Origin of the sequence: Sphingomonas sp. Leaf28 (assembly GCF_001421685.1) — a bacterium.
Classification (GTDB): Bacteria; Pseudomonadota; Alphaproteobacteria; order Sphingomonadales; family Sphingomonadaceae; genus Sphingomonas; species Sphingomonas aurantiaca.
This window is the reverse complement of sequence record NZ_LMKX01000001.1, coordinates 550007-566044: the sequence shown is the minus strand read 5'-3', so window position 1 is coordinate 566044 and position 16038 is coordinate 550007. Positions and strand designations below refer to the sequence as shown.

General features: G+C 66.7%; 18 protein-coding genes. 10 read left to right on the top strand and 8 right to left on the bottom strand.

Features of this window, described 5'->3' with window-relative positions; all coding sequences use genetic code 11:
* Positions 1 to 7 precede the first annotated feature (7 nt).
* Positions 8 to 2260, top strand: a complete 2253-nt coding sequence (gene parC, locus ASE79_RS02680) for a DNA topoisomerase IV subunit A (protein WP_056411487.1) — start codon at positions 8 to 10, stop codon at positions 2258 to 2260.
* A gap of 110 nt (positions 2261 to 2370) precedes the next feature.
* Positions 2371 to 4041 carry a putative bifunctional diguanylate cyclase/phosphodiesterase gene (locus ASE79_RS02675; protein WP_056411485.1) on the top strand — a complete coding sequence of 557 codons (1671 nt, stop codon included), beginning with the start codon at positions 2371 to 2373 and terminating at the stop codon, positions 4039 to 4041.
* A 22-nt stretch (positions 4042 to 4063) separates the two neighbouring features.
* On the opposite strand, the gene ASE79_RS02670 is transcribed toward ASE79_RS02675, so the two are convergent.
* The 4 genes from ASE79_RS02670 to ASE79_RS02655 are packed head-to-tail and all read right to left on the bottom strand — an operon-like array spanning position 4064 to position 6978.
* Positions 4064 to 5242: a CCA tRNA nucleotidyltransferase gene (locus ASE79_RS02670; RefSeq protein WP_056411483.1), complete on the bottom strand. Its 1179-nt coding sequence runs from the start codon at positions 5240 to 5242 to the stop codon at positions 4064 to 4066.
* Positions 5233 to 5829, bottom strand: coding sequence for a CoA pyrophosphatase (locus tag ASE79_RS02665; RefSeq protein ID WP_056411481.1), 597 nt, complete (start codon positions 5827 to 5829; stop codon positions 5233 to 5235). Before ASE79_RS02665 ends, ASE79_RS02670 begins: the two co-directional genes overlap by 10 nt.
* The gene (locus ASE79_RS02660; protein ID WP_056411479.1) at positions 5826 to 6407 is read right to left on the bottom strand and encodes a DUF1285 domain-containing protein; all 582 of its coding nucleotides are present in this window, start codon (positions 6405 to 6407) and stop codon (positions 5826 to 5828) included. The genes ASE79_RS02665 and ASE79_RS02660 overlap by 4 nt, the downstream gene beginning before the upstream one ends.
* A 43-nt stretch (positions 6408 to 6450) precedes the next feature.
* On the bottom strand, positions 6451 to 6978 hold the full coding sequence (locus tag ASE79_RS02655) for a GNAT family N-acetyltransferase (RefSeq protein WP_056413262.1): 528 nt from the start codon (positions 6976 to 6978) through the stop codon (positions 6451 to 6453).
* A 158-nt stretch (positions 6979 to 7136) separates the two neighbouring features.
* Here ASE79_RS02655 and ASE79_RS02650 point away from each other — a divergent pair, with 158 nt between their 5' ends.
* Both ASE79_RS02650 and ASE79_RS02645 read left to right on the top strand, forming a co-directional pair.
* Complete coding sequence (locus ASE79_RS02650; RefSeq protein WP_056411477.1) at positions 7137 to 7508, top strand: dihydroneopterin aldolase; 372 nt, start codon at positions 7137 to 7139, stop codon at positions 7506 to 7508.
* Between the two features lie 4 nt (positions 7509 to 7512).
* Entirely contained in the window at positions 7513 to 7800 is a 288-nt protein-coding gene (locus ASE79_RS02645; protein ID WP_056411476.1) for a Rossmann fold domain-containing protein, read from the top strand.
* Positions 7801 to 7836: 36 nt separating this feature from the next.
* On the opposite strand, the gene ASE79_RS02640 is transcribed toward ASE79_RS02645, so the two are convergent.
* The gene (locus tag ASE79_RS02640; protein ID WP_056413259.1) at positions 7837 to 8658 is read right to left on the bottom strand and encodes a hypothetical protein; all 822 of its coding nucleotides are present in this window, start codon (positions 8656 to 8658) and stop codon (positions 7837 to 7839) included.
* A gap of 298 nt (positions 8659 to 8956) precedes the next feature.
* Between ASE79_RS02640 and ASE79_RS02635 the strand changes: the two genes are divergently transcribed.
* From ASE79_RS02635 to ASE79_RS02615, 5 genes are all read left to right on the top strand, one after another.
* Complete coding sequence (locus tag ASE79_RS02635; protein WP_056411474.1) at positions 8957 to 9637, top strand: energy transducer TonB; 681 nt, start codon at positions 8957 to 8959, stop codon at positions 9635 to 9637.
* A gap of 54 nt (positions 9638 to 9691) precedes the next feature.
* Positions 9692 to 10486: a MotA/TolQ/ExbB proton channel family protein gene (locus ASE79_RS02630; protein ID WP_056411472.1), complete on the top strand. Its 795-nt coding sequence runs from the start codon at positions 9692 to 9694 to the stop codon at positions 10484 to 10486.
* A 91-nt stretch (positions 10487 to 10577) separates the two neighbouring features.
* Complete coding sequence (locus ASE79_RS02625) at positions 10578 to 11057, top strand: ExbD/TolR family protein (RefSeq protein WP_056411471.1); 480 nt, start codon at positions 10578 to 10580, stop codon at positions 11055 to 11057.
* Positions 11058 to 11103: 46 nt separating this feature from the next.
* Positions 11104 to 11532 carry an ExbD/TolR family protein gene (locus tag ASE79_RS02620; protein WP_056411469.1) on the top strand — a complete coding sequence of 143 codons (429 nt, stop codon included), beginning with the start codon at positions 11104 to 11106 and terminating at the stop codon, positions 11530 to 11532.
* A gap of 244 nt (positions 11533 to 11776) precedes the next feature.
* On the top strand, positions 11777 to 12136 hold the full coding sequence (locus ASE79_RS02615; protein WP_056411466.1) for a tetratricopeptide repeat protein: 360 nt from the start codon (positions 11777 to 11779) through the stop codon (positions 12134 to 12136).
* Positions 12137 to 12657: 521 nt separating this feature from the next.
* On the opposite strand, the gene dcd is transcribed toward ASE79_RS02615, so the two are convergent.
* On the bottom strand, positions 12658 to 13212 hold the full coding sequence (gene dcd / locus ASE79_RS02610) for a dCTP deaminase (RefSeq protein WP_055878967.1): 555 nt from the start codon (positions 13210 to 13212) through the stop codon (positions 12658 to 12660).
* Between the two features lie 137 nt (positions 13213 to 13349).
* Here dcd and ASE79_RS02605 point away from each other — a divergent pair, with 137 nt between their 5' ends.
* Positions 13350 to 14900 (top strand): porin, encoded by a 1551-nt coding sequence (locus ASE79_RS02605; RefSeq protein WP_082445017.1) that lies wholly within the window; start codon positions 13350 to 13352, stop codon positions 14898 to 14900.
* Positions 14901 to 14910: 10 nt separating this feature from the next.
* Here ASE79_RS02605 and ASE79_RS02600 read toward each other — a convergent pair whose 3' ends face one another.
* Positions 14911 to 15360 carry a cytidine deaminase gene (locus tag ASE79_RS02600; protein WP_056411464.1) on the bottom strand — a complete coding sequence of 150 codons (450 nt, stop codon included), beginning with the start codon at positions 15358 to 15360 and terminating at the stop codon, positions 14911 to 14913.
* Positions 15357 to 16034: a glycoside hydrolase family 25 protein gene (locus ASE79_RS02595; RefSeq protein WP_056411461.1), complete on the bottom strand. Its 678-nt coding sequence runs from the start codon at positions 16032 to 16034 to the stop codon at positions 15357 to 15359. The genes ASE79_RS02600 and ASE79_RS02595 overlap by 4 nt, the downstream gene beginning before the upstream one ends.
* Positions 16035 to 16038: the final 4 nt, after the last annotated feature.

The window sequence follows — 16038 nt, the reverse complement described above, 5'->3', positions numbered from 1 at the left end:
CGTCCCAATGGCCAGCAGCGACTTCAAAGATCCCTTCGACAGCATCGTCGACGCCCCCTTCGATAGCGCGCTCTCCGAGCGGTATCTGGTCTATGCGTTGTCGACGATCACCGCGCGATCCTTGCCCGACGTGCGCGACGGGATGAAGCCCGTGCATCGCCGGCTGTTATGGGCGATGCGGCTGCTGAAACTCGACCCGGCGCAGGGGTACAAGAAGTGCGCGCGCGTCGTCGGCGACGTGATCGGCAAATATCATCCGCATGGCGACCAGTCGGTCTATGACGCGATGGTGCGCTTGGCGCAGTCGTTCGCGATGCGATACCCGCTGGTCGACGGGCAGGGCAATTTCGGCAACATCGACGGCGATAACGCGGCGGCCTATCGCTATACCGAGGCGCGGCTGACTCAGGTCGCGATCGACCTGATGGATGGGCTCGACGAGGACGCGGTCGCGTATCGCCCGACCTATAATGGCGAGGATCACGAGCCCGAGTTGTTCCCGGGGCTGTTCCCCAACCTGCTCGCGAACGGCGCGAGCGGGATCGCGGTCGGGATGGCGACGAGCATCCCGCCGCACAACGCCGCCGAGCTGCTCGAGGCGGCGATCGTGCTGATCGACACGCCCGACGCCGACGATGCCGCTATCCTGGCCCACGTGAAGGGCCCCGATTTCCCGACCGGTGGGCTGGTCGTCGATCCGCCCGCGGTAATCCGTGAATCCTATGCGACCGGGCGCGGCGGCTTCCGCGTCCGCGCGCGCTGGGAGACCGAGCGCGAGAAGGGCGGCGGCTGGCAGCTGATCGTCACCGAGATTCCGTACGGCGTGCAGAAGGGCAAGCTGATCGAGCAGATCGCCGAGCTGATCAACGCCAAGCGGTTGCCGATCCTCGCCGACGTCCGCGACGAATCGGATACCGAGATACGCATCGTGCTCGAGCCGCGCAGCCGCACGGTCGATCCGCAGATCCTGATGGACGGGCTGTTCCGGCTGACCGATCTCGAAACGCGCGTGAGCCTCAACCTCAACGTGCTCGACAAGGATCGCACACCGCGCGTGATGTCCTTGCGCCAGGCGCTGGCGGCGTGGGTCGATCACCAGTTCGTCGTGCTGCGCCGGCGCACCGAGCATCGGCTGGCGAAGATCGCCGACCGCGTCGAACTGCTCGACGGCTATCTGATCGCGTATCTGAACCTCGACCGCGTGATCGAGATCATCCGTACCGAGGATGAGCCCAAGAAGGTGATGATCGCCGAGTTCGCGTTGACCGATCGTCAGGCCGAGGCGATCCTCAACATGCGGCTGCGCAGCTTGCGGCGGCTCGAAGAGTTCGAGATCAAGACCGAGCGCGACAAGCTCGACAAGGAGCAGGCGACGCTCGCCGCGTTGCTGGCGGATCCGAAGAAGCAGCGCGCGCGGATGAAGCGCGACATGGCCAAGATCCGCGATCGCTATGGGCTGGAGACGGTGCTCGGCAAGCGCCGGACCACGATCGAGGAGGCCGCACCGACGCGCGACATCCCGCTCGAGGCGATGATCGAGCGCGAGCCGATCACCGTCATCCTGTCGCAGCGCGGCTGGATCCGGGCGATGAAGGGGCACAACGACCTCGCCAGCCCGGAGGCGTTGAAGTTCAAGGAGGGCGATGGCCCCGCGTTCGCGTTCCATGCGCAGACGACCGACAAGCTGCTGCTCGCGGCGGAGAACGGGCGGTTCTACACGCTGGCGGCGGACAAGCTGCCGGGTGGGCGCGGCTTTGGCGAGCCGGTGCGCGCGATGATCGACCTCGACGGGAGCATCGGCATCGTCGCGCTGCTGCCCGCGAGCCGGCATCCCAAATTGCTGGTGGTGGCGACTGATGGGCGTGGCTTCTCGGTGAGCAGCGCCGAGGTGATCGCGGAGACGCGCAAGGGCAAGACGGTGGTCACGCCGCGGCCGGGCGCGCAGCTGAAGATCGTGCGGCCGATCGGGCCGAACGACGACTATGTCGCGGCGATCGGCGATAACCGAAAGATGCTCGTCTTCCCGCTCGCGGAGCTGGTCGAGATGACTCGCGGGCAGGGGCTGCAGTTGCAGCGCTACCGTGACGGCGGGCTGGCGGATGCGATCACATTCGTCTTTGCCGACGGGCTGAGCTGGGCGATGGGCGGCGGGACGGGGCGTACAAGGACCGAATCGGACCTGGGGCCATGGCGTGCGGCACGCGGTGCGGCAGGAAGAATGCCGCCGACCGGTTTTCCCCGCGACAATCGGTTTGGCTAACGAAATCGCATAGCACGCTGTAAAACCGGGGAATTGGCAAAAAGTGACAGTTTGCCGTCCTTTTTGGTTCCTTCAGGCCGTCTTAACTAAGACGGGCTAGTCACGGGGTCATGGCAGTGATGGCCCCGGACGCTATAGAGCAAACCCTAGTTGCGACCGATCTGGCCGCACGTGCGCTCGAGCTCATCCCCATTCCCGCGGCGCATCTGGTGCTGACCGGCGGGCAGTTCGAATTGTTCGCGATGAACCGCGCCTATCGGCTGGCGGGGTTCGGTGTCGTCGCGGAGCGGTCGGCGATGATAGCCGATCTCGGCCCACGGATCATCGCGTTCCTCGAATCGCAGCTGATCCGGTCCGATTTCGAATGGGTGTTCGGTCAGACGATCGACTGTCGCTATTACCGGGTCACGATCGCGCGCGCGTTCGCCACCTTCCATGATCGCTGCACGATCAGCTTCGTCGACCAGACGTCGCAGATCCAGACCGAGCGCAGTCTGCGCCGCGAGATGACCACCGACAGCCTGACCGGTCTGCCCAACCGCGAGGGGTTCGAGGACCTGATCGAGCAGGGCAGGGACCGCAGCAAGACGGCCGTGCTCGCGATCGATATCGACCGGTTCGGACGGTTGAATTCGTGCCTGGGCTCGCTGGCGGGCGATGAACTGCTGATCACGGTCGCGCGGCGGATCAAGGGCGCGCTGCGGACGCGCGATACGCTGGCGCGGATCGGCGGCGACCAGTTCGGTATCCTGATGACGATCGACGGCGATCGCGACGAGGCGCATGCGTTGGCCAAGCGGATCCACCGGACACTGACGACGCCGTTCCGGCTGACCGATTACGAGATCAGCGTCGAATGCTCGGTCGGGATCGCCTATGGCGCCGACGAGGCCGACGACGTCGCCGAGCTGATCCGTCATGCGCAGTTCGCGGTGAAGCGCGCCAAGGCGAGCGGCCATGCCGAGAGTTACCTGCCGCAGGATCTGGCGATCGCGCGCGCGCAGTTCAGCATGGAGACCGCGCTGCGCCGCGCGATCGAGAATCGCGAGTTGCGGCTGGCGTATCAGCCGATCTGCGACCTCGCGACCGGGCGGATCGTGTCGTTCGAGGCGCTGGCACGCTGGACCGATCCGCAGGGCAATGTCCATTGTCCGACCGATTTCATCCCCGTGGCCGAAGAATCGGGGCTGATCGTGCCGCTTGGTCGCTGGGCGATCGAGGAGGCGGCGCAGACTCTGGCGCTCTGGGATTCGCGTCACGGCGGCCCGTGCGGCGTCAAGGTCGCGGTCAATTTGTCGGCGATCCAGTTGCAGCGCGACGCCATCGCGCCGGTGTTGGGTTCGGCGCTCGACTCGACCGGGCTGACCGGCGACCGGTTCACGCTGGAACTGACCGAAAGCGCGATCGTGTCCGACCCGGACCGGATCGCGGGCACGATGCATGCGCTCAAGGCGCTGGGCACGACACTGGCGATGGACGATTTCGGGACCGGCTATTCCAACCTGGCGTATCTCCAGAAGCTGCCGATCGACATACTGAAGATCGATCGCAGCTTCGTGACGGGGATGCTCGCGGATCGCGACAAGGTGTCGATCGTCCGCGCGATCCTGAGCCTGGCGCAGGCGCTGGGCATGAAGACCACCGCCGAGGGGATCGAGACGAACGAACTCTCGCAGACTCTGGCCGCGCTCGGCTGCACCTATGGGCAGGGCTATTTCTACGCCAAGCCGCTCGAGGCGGATGCCGCGTTCGCGATGATCGGGACCGGGGTGAGCGCCTAACCGCACGCGCCCCGGCGCCGCATCAGTCCAGCGCGCCCGCCACCATCTCGTCCGCGATCGCGCCGACGCGGGCGGCATCGGGAAAGCCTTCGACGATCCACTGCGTTTCGACCCGGCGCAGCATGGCGGCGACGTCGGGACCCTTGCGAAGACCGCGTTCGACCAACGCTCCCCCGGAGAAGGGGAAGGCCGGCGGCGTCCAGTCCTTGACCGCCGACACGTCTTCGCCGGCAATCAGCAGGCGGTCGATCGCGACGGTGGATCCGGCGCGATAGACGAGCGCCTTGGAGCCTTCGGTCCCCGGCTCCGCGGTGGCGGCGATCAGGCGTTTGCGGTCGGTGTTGGACAGCTTCAGCCGCGCGCCGACGGCTTCGGCGGCGGCGGGGGCGATCGTCATGGCAAGCCGGCGGATCGGATCCGGAGCGATGCCTGCCGCGGTCTCGCGGTCGGCGAGTTGCGCGAGACGGTCTGCGCCCTCGGCGTCGATCTCGGGCAGTACGGCACGGAAGATCCCGCGCTCGACCATCAGCGCGACGACCGGCACCGCATTGGCCGCGACGAGCAGCTTGAGCACTTCGCTCGCGACGCGTTCGCGCGACAACGCCATCAGGTCGTTCGCGCGCGCGGTGCACGCGTCGAGCCCGGCCTCGTCGATCGTCGACCCGAAGCGCGCGTGGAAGCGGAAGAAGCGGAGGATTCGCAGGTGATCCTCGGCGATCCGTTGCAGCGGATCGCCGATGAAGCGCACGCGCCGCGCCGCGAGATCGTCGAGGCCGCCGAAATAATCGAAGATCTCGCCCGTCGCCGGATCGGCATAGAGCGCGTTCATCGTGAAATCGCGGCGCGCGGCGTCTTCGCGCCAGTCGTCGGTATAGGCGATGATCGCATGGCGTCCGTCGGTCGAGACGTCGCGGCGCAGCGTCGTCACCTCGACATGGCCGCCCGCGGTGACCGCGGTAATGGTGCCGTGCGCGAGGCCGGTCGGGACCGCCTTGATCCGCGCATCCTGCAGGCGTTCGATCACCTCCTGCGGCGGCAGGCGGGTGGCGATGTCGACATCGGCGACGTCGATCCCGAGCAGCGTATCGCGCACCGCGCCGCCGACGAAGCGCGAGTCGCCGTCCGCCGCGCCGAGCACCTCGGCCAGGGGTTCGAGACCGTCACGCAGGCGCCACGCCGCGACCGGGAGTATCAAGACCACCTCAGGCGGCGCGCGAGGTTGACGATCATCGCCGCGGTCGCGCCCCAGATCCGGCGGTCGTTCCACATGATCTCGTAATAATGCCGGTCATGGCCCTGCCATTCGAGCGTCGCCTCGACATGGTTCGCCTCGTCCAGCAGGAAGGCGAGCGGGACCTCGAAGACGCTGGCGACCTCCGCTTCGCTCGGGGTGAAGATCAGGTCGGGGGGGATGATGCCGATCACCGGCGTCACTTGGAAGCCGGTGACGGTGCGATAGCTGTCCGCCTCGCCGATCACGGTGACGTGGCTGCGCGGCAGCGCGATCTCCTCCTCGGCCTCGCGCAGCGCGGCGGTGACGACGTCCTCGCCGGGATCGATCCGCCCGCCCGGGAACGCGATCTGGCCGGGATGGCGGCTCATCGTGTCGGTGCGCTGCGTCAGGATGACGCCCGGATCGGCACGGTCGGTGACCGCGATCAGCACCGCCGCGGGGAGCAGCGTGTCGGTCGCGGCGAGATCACCGTCATGCTGGTCGCCCGTCAGCAGGATCATGTGCGCGCCGGCGCCCTTGGCCAGCGCCGCCGCCAGCCGGTCCTTCAGCATCATGCGGCGAGATCCGGTGCGGCCGGCTCGAGCGCGAAGAACGCGCCGCCGCTCCAGAGCCCCGGCGGCGTCGCACCGTCGGCGATCGCGCGTTCGGCGAGCTCGTAATAGACCGAGCGCACGACCAGCGCCTCCATGCCGCCGCGCACGACCAGATAGGGGCGCGGGCCATCGGCATCCTCGACGAACCGCAGCGCATGGTCGGGGCCTGCGGTGACGAGATCGCCGGTGTTGAGGCGGAAGGCGAGCTTCGCGTCGCGGCCGCTGCCCTCGGCCTTCATCTCGACTGCGGTGAAGGGCGCATCCTCGACCGCGATATCGAGCTTTTCGACCGGGGTGACGAGTACGTGGCTGCCATCGGGTTCGCGGCGCAGGATCGTCGAGAACAGCCGGACCATTGCCGGGCGCCCGATCGGCGAGCCCTGATGATACCAGGTGCCGTCGCGCGCGATCCGCATCTCGCTGTCGCCGCAATGCGTCGGATTCCATTTTTCGACGGGCGGCAATTTCGCCTCCTCGACCAGGCGGGCGATTTCGGCGAGGCTCAACGAAGCGATATCGGGGATGGGATCCATGGGCATCGCGGCGGACTAGGCGGGCAGGGGGCTTAGGTAAAGCGGTGCCTTATACGGATGCGGTGACCGGCATCGCCTGCGCCATCCGCGGACCGAGCATGCCGGCGGTATCGGGCACCCCGTCGCCACGCGCGAGCAGGCGGTGGCGCTCGACCGGGCCGGGAGCATTCCAGCGCGACGTCCGCGCGGCCGAGAAGCCGAAGAAGCGGCCATAATAATCGGGGTCGCCGATCAGCATCAGCGCATCGTCGAGACGGTTTGCCGCCGCGGCGTCGAGCACCTGCGCCACCAGGTTGCGGCCGATCCCGTCACCCTGGCGGGTGGGGGCGACCGCGACCGGGCCGACCATCACCAGTGGGGTCTGGCGCGCGGCGTCGATCAGCGCGATCGGCCAGCACTGGATCGAGCCGACCAGCGTGCCGTCCTCGATCGCGGCGAAGCTGAGCGCGGCGAGCGGCGTGCCGGTGCCGCGGATCATGTACGCGGTGCGCGTGAAGCGATCCGGACCGAACGCGGCATCGAGCAGCATCTCGACCGCGGTCGGATTGATCGTATCGAGGGGGACGAGCGTGATCACCGGCATCTCCTGCCCCGGATGCGCCGCGGGTCGACGCCGCGCGGATATTGGGGCAGCGCGCTTTAGCGGCGACGAGGCTGAACGCAAGGATAACCGGACGGGTGCGAACGGCGAAGACCCGACTTTCATCTGGCCGCGCGTCTGCTAGAGGCGCGGCGATGGAAGACAGTCTTCAACTCGAAGTCCACGATCTCGAAGTGCAGGTCCTGACCGGCATCTATTCGGAGGAGACTCATCTGCCGCAGCCGCTGCGGATCTCGCTGACCGTGGACATGGTATGTCCGACGCGGTTCGACCCCGACACGCCGTTGTCGGCGTCGAAGAATTACCTCGACCTGAAGAACGCCGCGACCACATCGCTGCCGCAGGGCGTGCATTTCACGCTCATCGAGGGCGTGGCGGATCATATCTGCGAGACGCTGTTCCTTCAGGACGCACGCGTGCTGCGCGTGAAGGTAAAGATCGTGAAGCTGGCGATCGCCGAAGCGGACGAGGCGATCGGCGTGACGCTCGTCCGCCATCGCCGCTGACACGGTGCGACTGACGCTCGAACCGGGCGGCGACGTCGCCGCGCTGGTGCGGGGGGCGACCGGCGACTCGCGGGTCGTGGTGATTCCGGCGACGCTCGACGCGCTGGCGATGGCGCAGGCGAGGGCCGCGATCGGGCCGCTCGCGATCGAGTCGGCGCCGGCGACTCGCGTCAACGCGGTGGTTCTGGCGGAGGGGGCTCATGCCGCCGATGTGGACGCGGCCGTCGCGTTCCTCGAACAGGCACGATCGACGACGGGGCAGGTGATCGAGATCCACCAGCGACGACGCTGAACGACTTTCCCCGGCGCAGGCCTGGCCGGGGCGTTGCTAGATCTTGCGCGTGCGTCCGCAGGGGCCGAGCGCGGCGACCACGAAGGCGTAATCCTCGCGCGCGATCGCCGCGTCGGCGGCCTCGAGCGAGCCGGTGCTCCGCTCGGGCAGCGTCGGCGGCAAGGCGCAGGCCATCCGGTACCAGAGCAACGTCTCGGGGGCAGGGGGCGCGGCCGACTCGTCGACGATCTCGCTCAGCGCGACCGCCCAGCGTGGCTGCTCGCCGGGACGCCGCAGCACCGACAGCGACACCGGGCGCTGGTCGGCGGTCGTCAGGAAGATTTGAGTCTCGCCTTCGCCGGGCAGCGCGCCCGCGACGTGGAACGCGTTGCCGATCCCGGTGATGACGGGCGGCGCGTCGCTCGCCAGCGCGTCCTTGGCGATTTTCCGCGCGCGCGCATCCGCCGACGGCGTCCAGTCGATCTGCGCATCGGGCGCGACGAGCTGCACCTGGTTGCCCGCGCCCGCCACCGGCCGCGCGAAGAGCAGCACGCGCGCCTTCTTGAATTTGGGCACCCGACCCGCCGAATCGGGGGCGACGTCGAGCAGATACCCGATTCGCGGCGGCAGCCCGTCCGCGCCCCGGATCAATGCGGTCACATCGACCTCGACATATAGTCGGACAAGACCGGGTGCGAGATTCGGCGCCTCGGCCGGTTTGATTTTTGCGGTCGATCGTACCGTCGCATCGGCGATCACCGGGGCCGACAAAACCAGATCCGCGATGTCCGCATAGCCCGGGCCGCCGAGCGAGTCCTGCTGCGCCGCGGCACCCGAAACGGCGCCGTTGGCGTAGGAATTCTGGGGGCGTACGGGCATTTCGCCGGCGCAGGCGGGCAGCGCGAGCAGCGCGATCGAAAGGGCCGAAGCCGTAACGTGTAACGATGAATTCATGGCTTCACGCTACGCGACCCAAGCTGAACGATACAGAAATAAATCTGTCATGCCGAGGTTGTACGTTTGTTGCGTCCGACAAAGCGTTTGCGTGTCGCATGACGTGGCGATAGGACTCGGCGACTGCCCCGTGGTTATTCCGGCCAACGGCAGACGCATGCGTCGCGTACCGAGTACGAACCATGCGTACGGAGCAGGCAGATTAAGGGAGTGTCGTTTCTGAATGGCCTATACTGACCAGAAGATGTCCGGAGGCAAAATCGTCGCGATCGTGATCGTCGCGCTGATTCATGCGGCCTTGGGCTACGCTTTCGTCACGGGCCTCGCGTTTCAGTACGTGAAAAAGGCCCAAGAAAAGATGACGACGTTCGACGTGGAGCCGCCACCGCCGCCGCCTCCGCCCGACGAGCCCCCGCCGCCGCCACCTGACCAGCCAAACCTGCCGCCGCCGCCGACCACGGTCGTCACGCCGCCGCCGGTGGTTGTCACGCCTCAGCCGGCGCCTGCCTTGCAGACGTCGAACATCATCCCGCTCAGCCAGCCGACGGCTCCGCCAGCGCCTCCCGCGCCGCCGGCTCCGCCAGCACCGGCGCCAGCGCCGAGGGTGTCGCAGGCTGCCGGTCTGAAGGGCAACCCAGGGCAGTATTTCGGCGCGGACAACTATCCGCCGTCGGCGCAGCGCGAGGGTGCACAGGGTCGCGTATCCGCGAAGCTGACGATCGGTACGGATGGTCGGGTGACCGGCTGTACGGTGACGACGGGCAGCGGCAACACGACGCTCGATGACGCGACGTGCCGCATCTCCAAGGCCAAGGTGCGTTTCACCCCGGCCAAGGACGAAAGCGGCAACCCGATCGCATCGTCGTACCAGTTGAACGTTCGGTGGGTCCTTCCAGAGGATTGATCCCACCTACCCTAACCGCACCAGATAAAATTCAGTCAGAGGACTAAACCGACCATGATCACCACCATCCTTGCAGCGGCAGGGACCGCCGCTGCCGACGCCAACCCGTACGGCCTGCAGGCAGCACTCCGCGAAGGCGGTCTGATCTCGCAGACCGTGTTCGGCATCCTCGTGCTGATGTCGGTCGTGTCGTTCTACATCCTGTTCTCGAAGCTGTTCGAGCAGCAGAAGATCATCGGCCAGGGCAAGCGCGTTCGTCAGGCCTTCTGGTCGTCGAACAGCCTGCGCGAGGGTTCGGCCAAGCTCGAGAAGAACTCGGCCTACAAGCAGATCGTCGACGACGGCCTGGCCGCTCAGGAGCAGCATTCGAAGCTGACCGATCCGGTCGAAGCGCATGACTGGCTGCACGGTTCGCTGGCGCGTTCGGAAGCCGCGATCAACTCGAAGCTGGGTGGCGGTCTCGCCTTCCTCGCGACGGTCGGTTCGGTTTCGCCGTTCATCGGTCTGTTCGGTACGGTTATCGGCATCTACCGCGCGCTCGTTAAGATCGGCGCATCGGGCCAGGCATCGATCGACAAGGTCGCAGGCCCCGTCGGTGAAGCCCTGATCATGACCGCCCTCGGTCTGGTCGTCGCGGTTCCTGCCGTTCTGTCGTACAACTGGCTGCAGCGCCGCAACAAGTCGATCGCAGAGGACCTGTCGGCCTTCTCGAACGACGTGCTCGGCTTCCTCGCTTCGAACGGCGCTGTGCGTCCGTCGATCGCATCGGGCGCCAAGCCGGTTCCGGCCAAGCCTGTCTCGACGACCACGACTGCCGGCCAGACCGGTGGCGTGCCGCGCGCCAACTAAGACGCGAAAGGCGGGGCTGCTGTTCGCAGCGGCCCCGCTTCATTGCCGCCGGCGGTTCCGGTGGCGATTATATGGATAGGATAGTTCGCACATGGCGATGAGTGTTGGTGGCGATTCCACCGAGAGTTCGATATCGGACATCAATACGACGCCGCTGGTCGACGTCATGCTCGTGCTCCTGATCATCTTTCTGGTGACCACGACCGTCGCGGTCCAGGCCGTGCAGCTGAAGCTCCCCGAGGTTCGCTTCGATCCGACGATGACGAAGCCCGAGAACGTCTCGTTGTCGGTGACGACCAAGCCCGACGGCAGCTGCGCCGTCTATTGGGGCATGTCGCCCGTCACCTCGACCGAGCTGCTCGATCGCGCCGTGGTCAAGCTGAAGGCCGAGATCGATCGTCAGGGTGGTCCTGGCGCCGCTGGTCTGGAATTGCCCGAGGCGCATATTCGCGGCGACGTGAACACGCCGTACAAGTGCATCGGCGGCACGATCTATACGATGCAGCGCGCCGGCTTCGCCCGCGTCGGCTTCATCTCCGAGCCGCCTCCCGGCGGCACCACCGAACGCTGATGCCGGACACTGATGGACGCTCGGACGTATTTAGGAGTAGCATAGAATGGCAATGAGCGGCGGCAAAGAAGATGGCGCGCCGATGATGGAAATGAACATGACGCCGTTGATCGACGTCCTGCTCGTTCTCCTCATCATGTTCATCATCACGATCCCGATCCAGACTCATGCGGTCAAGGTCGACCTTCCGGTCAACAGCCCGAACCAGCCGCAGAACCCGGTCAATCCCGAGAAGAACAAGATCTCGATCGATCCGGCGGGTGTCGTGGCATGGAACGGTTCGCCCGTCGACGAGGTCACGCTGCGCCAGTATCTGGATCAGTCTGCCGGCATGACGCCCGAGCCGGAACTCCACTTCCAGCCTGACCCGCAGGCACGGTACGAAGTGGTCGATCGCACGCTGGCCGTGATCAAGCGGTCCGCGATCACCAAGCTCGGCTTCATCGGCAACGAGCAGTATCGCAACGACTTCTAAGTCGCCTGCCTACAGTTTCGTACGTCCAAAGGGCGGTCCTCCGGGGCCGCCCTTTTTCGTTGTGCGCGGTCGCTACTCGCTTGCGGATCGTCAGGGCGTTCGAGGGGGGCGGCGTACGCATCGACGAAAAGTGGGTCTGCGCGATCGGAATTGATCAGTGTTCTTGTGCGCCAGTCATGGAAGTGACACACCGTTGTCACAAAAATGAAACCTTCGGATCATCGGAGGGCAGAGGAGATGAGAGATGCGCAAGACCGTCCTGTTCGTTCTCGCAGCCCTGGGCGCTGCAACGCCCGCGCTGGCAGCGCCGTCGGCGACCGTGGATCGTACCGGCTACAGGGCGATCGCGGCGGGGGACCTCGCGACCGCGGAACAGCGCATCGTTGCCGAGCGGCGGATCTTCCCGCAGCGCCCCGAGCTGATGCTCAACCTGGCGTCGGTCTATGCGCGGACTGGCCGCGACTCGGAGGCGCGGGCGCTGTACGCCGCAGTGCTGGCACGGCCGTCGGTGGCGCTGGACCTGCCATCGGGCGCCGTCGCATCGTCGCACGACCTGGCGAACCTTGCGCTGCGTCGACAGGCACAGCAGATCGCGACTCGCTGAGCGGCTAATTTGCGTCGATGATCTCGTGATGACGCTTTTCGTTGTGCTCCGGGCGCAGCGGGGCATCCGGAGCCTTTGAAGCAATTTCGAGGCTAGCGGCCCGCGACACGGACGTTGCTGTCCTTGATCGCCGACCGTCAGTCTTGACCTTGCGCGACGCGTTGAGGGGGTGCTGTTGGCGGCGGGACGATCGCGGTCGTCGCGTTTCCGCCCCCTCCGTCAGGCTTCGCGTGCCACCTCCCCCTGGCGGGGGAGGATGAGATTATCGCGGTTGGGGGGGTATTGGGGACTGATCGTGCGTCCGTATCTCTCCCGGGAGGGGAGGCGCTGCTGAAGGCGAGGGATGATCCGTCCTCAATGGCGACTCGCTGGCGGTTCTCATTGGACCGTACATCAGCGATAGCTCGCGAAGTTTTCCGATCCCAACGTAGCCATTCTGCGCCGTGACGGCCACGCTCACGCCGTTCCCGCTATGGTCGGTCGAACCGACATGCTTTGCCGCCCGGCGAGATGTTGCGGCCTTACAGCCGCGGCAAGGTCACCCCGCGCTGTCCCATATATTTGCCTGCGCGGTCGGCATAGCTGACCTCGCACGGCTCGTTCCCCTTGAGGAACAGGAACTGGCACGCGCCCTCATTGGCATAGATTTTGGCCGGCAGCGGCGTGGTGTTGGAGAATTCCAGTGTCACATGCCCCTCCCATTCGGGCTCCAGCGGCGTCACGTTGACGATGATCCCGCAGCGCGCATAGGTCGACTTGCCGAGGCAGATCACGAGCACGTCGCGCGGCACGCGGAAATATTCGACGGTGCGCGCCAGCGCAAAGCTGTTGGGCGGGATGATGCACACGTCGGTCTTACGATCGACGAAGCTGTTCGCCGCGAAGTCCTTCGGATCGACGATCGCGCTGTCGACGTTGGTGAAGATCTTGAACTCGTCGGCCACGCGCGCGTCATAGCCATAGGATGACAGCCCGTAGGAGATGCAGCCATCGCGGCGCTGCGCCTCGTGGAACGGTTCGATCATCGCATCGCCGAGCGCGCGCTCGCGAATCCAGCGGTCGGACATGACGGACATGGTAGCTCCTCTTCGGCGAGCGCTTTCGCGCGGATGATCCGCCGCGGCAAGGGGATCCAGGGCCCCCGGTGCATCGCGCGCAAAAATGGCGTTGCCGGAAAAGTCGGCTATTGTCATGGGGGCTTCATGGAGATGTCATGAACCCGTCGCAGCACGTCGAAGCGCCTTTCGCTCCGTGGTCCCGTATCCCGGAGGCTGCCCTGAGCGTCACGAGCGATGGCGCGAGTCGGACACTCCGCCGGCGTTCGCGCCGCCTGATCGCGATCGCGGGATCGCTGACTCTGCCCGTCGCGCCCGCATCGGCGCAGACGGTACAGGACCTGCAACGCCAGATCGACGAACTCAAAGCGACGATCGCCGAGCTCAAGGCCGCGCAGGCGGTCCCGACCGGGCGTGCCAGTCGCGAGGCGGCGCCGGCCGTCCCGGCGACCGCGCCCTCAACCGAAATGGCTCGCCGCGTAGAACCATCGACCACCGCACCACCGGCGCAGCCCGCCCCGGCCCCGCAGCTGGCCGCGGCGCCGGCCAAGCCCAAACCGGCCTGGTATGATCGCATCACGCTGCGCGGCTATACGCAGTTGCGCTTCAACGAGATCCTGTCGGGCGATCGCACCGCGCCCGAGGGCCGCTCGCGGCTGCGGTCGGTGCATGACGGGGCGATCGGCGACAACAACAACTTCTCGCTCCGCCGCGTCCGCGTCGTGCTGCAAGGGGATCTGAGCGACCGCGTGTCCTTCTATCTGCAGCCCGATTTCGCGGTGAACGTCAGCAACCAGTCGGTCGGCGAACGCCGCGAGGGCTTTGCGCAACTCCGCGATGCCTATGTCGATACGTTCCTCGATGCGGATCGCTCGCTACGACTGCGCTTCGGCCAGTCGAAGGTGCCGTTTGGCTGGGAGAACATGCAGTCCTCGTCGAACCGGCTGACGCTCGATCGCAGCGACGGGATCAACAGCGCGGTGCCGGGCGAGCGCGACCTCGGCATCGTCGGCTACTACACGCCGCCACAGGTGCAGCGGGTCTGGGACCGGCTCGAGGAGGACGGACAGAAGCTGTTCGGCAATTACGGCGCGTTCGGGGTCGGCGTCTATAACGGGCAGGGCATCAGCCGGACCGAGAATAACGACGGGGTGGCGACCGTGGCGATGGCGACATGGCCGTTCGCGCTGGACGGTTTGGGCTCCGCGTTTGCAGGCCAGGTGCTCGAGGCGGGCGGGGCGGCGATCCGCAACCGCGTGCAGGTCGAGCAGCGCAGCGGTGGTGTGAGCAGCGCAGCGTTCGCCGACGAGCGGTTGGGCATCCACGCGATCCTCTATCCGCAGCCAATCGGCTTCCAGGCGGAGTGGAACTGGGGTCGGGGCCCTGAATATGACCGCGCGTCGCAGTCGATCCGGACGAAGCCGCTGAACGGGGGCTATGTCCAGACGATGGGCCGGGTGAAGGCGTCGCCGCTGGGGCCGTTCATGCCTTATGCGCGCTGGCAATATTATCGCGGCGGGTGGAAGGCGCTGCCGAACGCACCGCGGCTGGAAACCGACGAGCTCGAGCTCGGGATCGAATTCCAGCCGACGCCGCCGATCGAACTGACGATCGCCTATTCGCGGATGAAGCGCCGCGAGGCCGACGAGCGGCGCGAGGGCCGGGCCGACGGCAACCTCATCCGCACGCAGCTGCAGTGGAATTACTGAGCAAGCTGGCTTAGCGGATCCCCAGATCGGCCGGGCCGAACGCGTCGGGGAGCAGTTCCGACACGGTGTAGGTCCGGATCGCGTCGCCCTCTGCCGCGCCGCAATGGACGGGGAGGTTGCGGCCGCCCATCTGCGCGGCTTCGTTGATGACCTGGCGGCAGCGGCCGCAGGGGCTGACGGGCGAGGTGCCGGTCGCGCGACCCTCGGCGTCCATCGCGCCGCCGATCACGCCGATCGCGACGATATCGCGGAGGCGGCCTGCAGCACTCGCGGTGGCGATCGCGACCGTCTCGGCGCAGAGCGACAGGCCGTAGCTGGCATTCTCGAAGTTGGCGCCGGTGATCACGCTGCCGTCGTCGAGCAGCACAGCCGCGCCGACCGCGAACCGCGAATAGGGCGCGTGCGCATTGCGCGAAGCGTCTCGGGCTGCGGCGACGAGCCGCGTTGCGTGTTCAGTCATGATGCCACTACGTCCCAATTCACCGGTCCCTCGATCCCGTCGATGCGGCGGAAATCGCTCGCACGCCACATCCGCCACGGCCGCGCGGTGTAGTCGGGTTTGAGCACATTCTCCACCGCCCATAGCGGCCGCGGCACCGCACCCGACAGGCTATATTGCGTGTCGACCGCCTTGCTGATCCGCAGCATCACGGGCTGCCGGGTGTGCGTCTCGACCATCGTCACGAACTGCGCGACGTCGGCGATCAGCGTGGCGCGATTCGGGCGCGCGGTGCAGTCGTCATGGAAGGCGATGTCGACCGCAGTCGGCAACGCATCCGCGGTCCGCGGCACGAAGGTGTTGAACGCATTGGCCTGTTCGTCCGCACGCTGGCACAGCGAATAGACATGCACCGCGCCGCGCCTGAGACCGGCCTCAGGGAGCGCCGCCCAGTTCGCCTCGAACCCCGGATCGCGGCGATCGGTGCCCGACGTCGCGACGATATAGGCGAAGTCGGCGCCGCGCGCGCGCACCGTGCCCCATTCGACGGGGCCGGGATTCTCGGCAAGGTCAATGCCCTGCAACGGATACTGCTTCACGTCGGGGTGCCAGCCGGTGGCGGCGGTCCAGCCGCAGATGCCGACAAAGCCGGTCGCGGCCAGCGCGGCCGCGAATTTCAAAAGTCCGTAAGCCATGGGT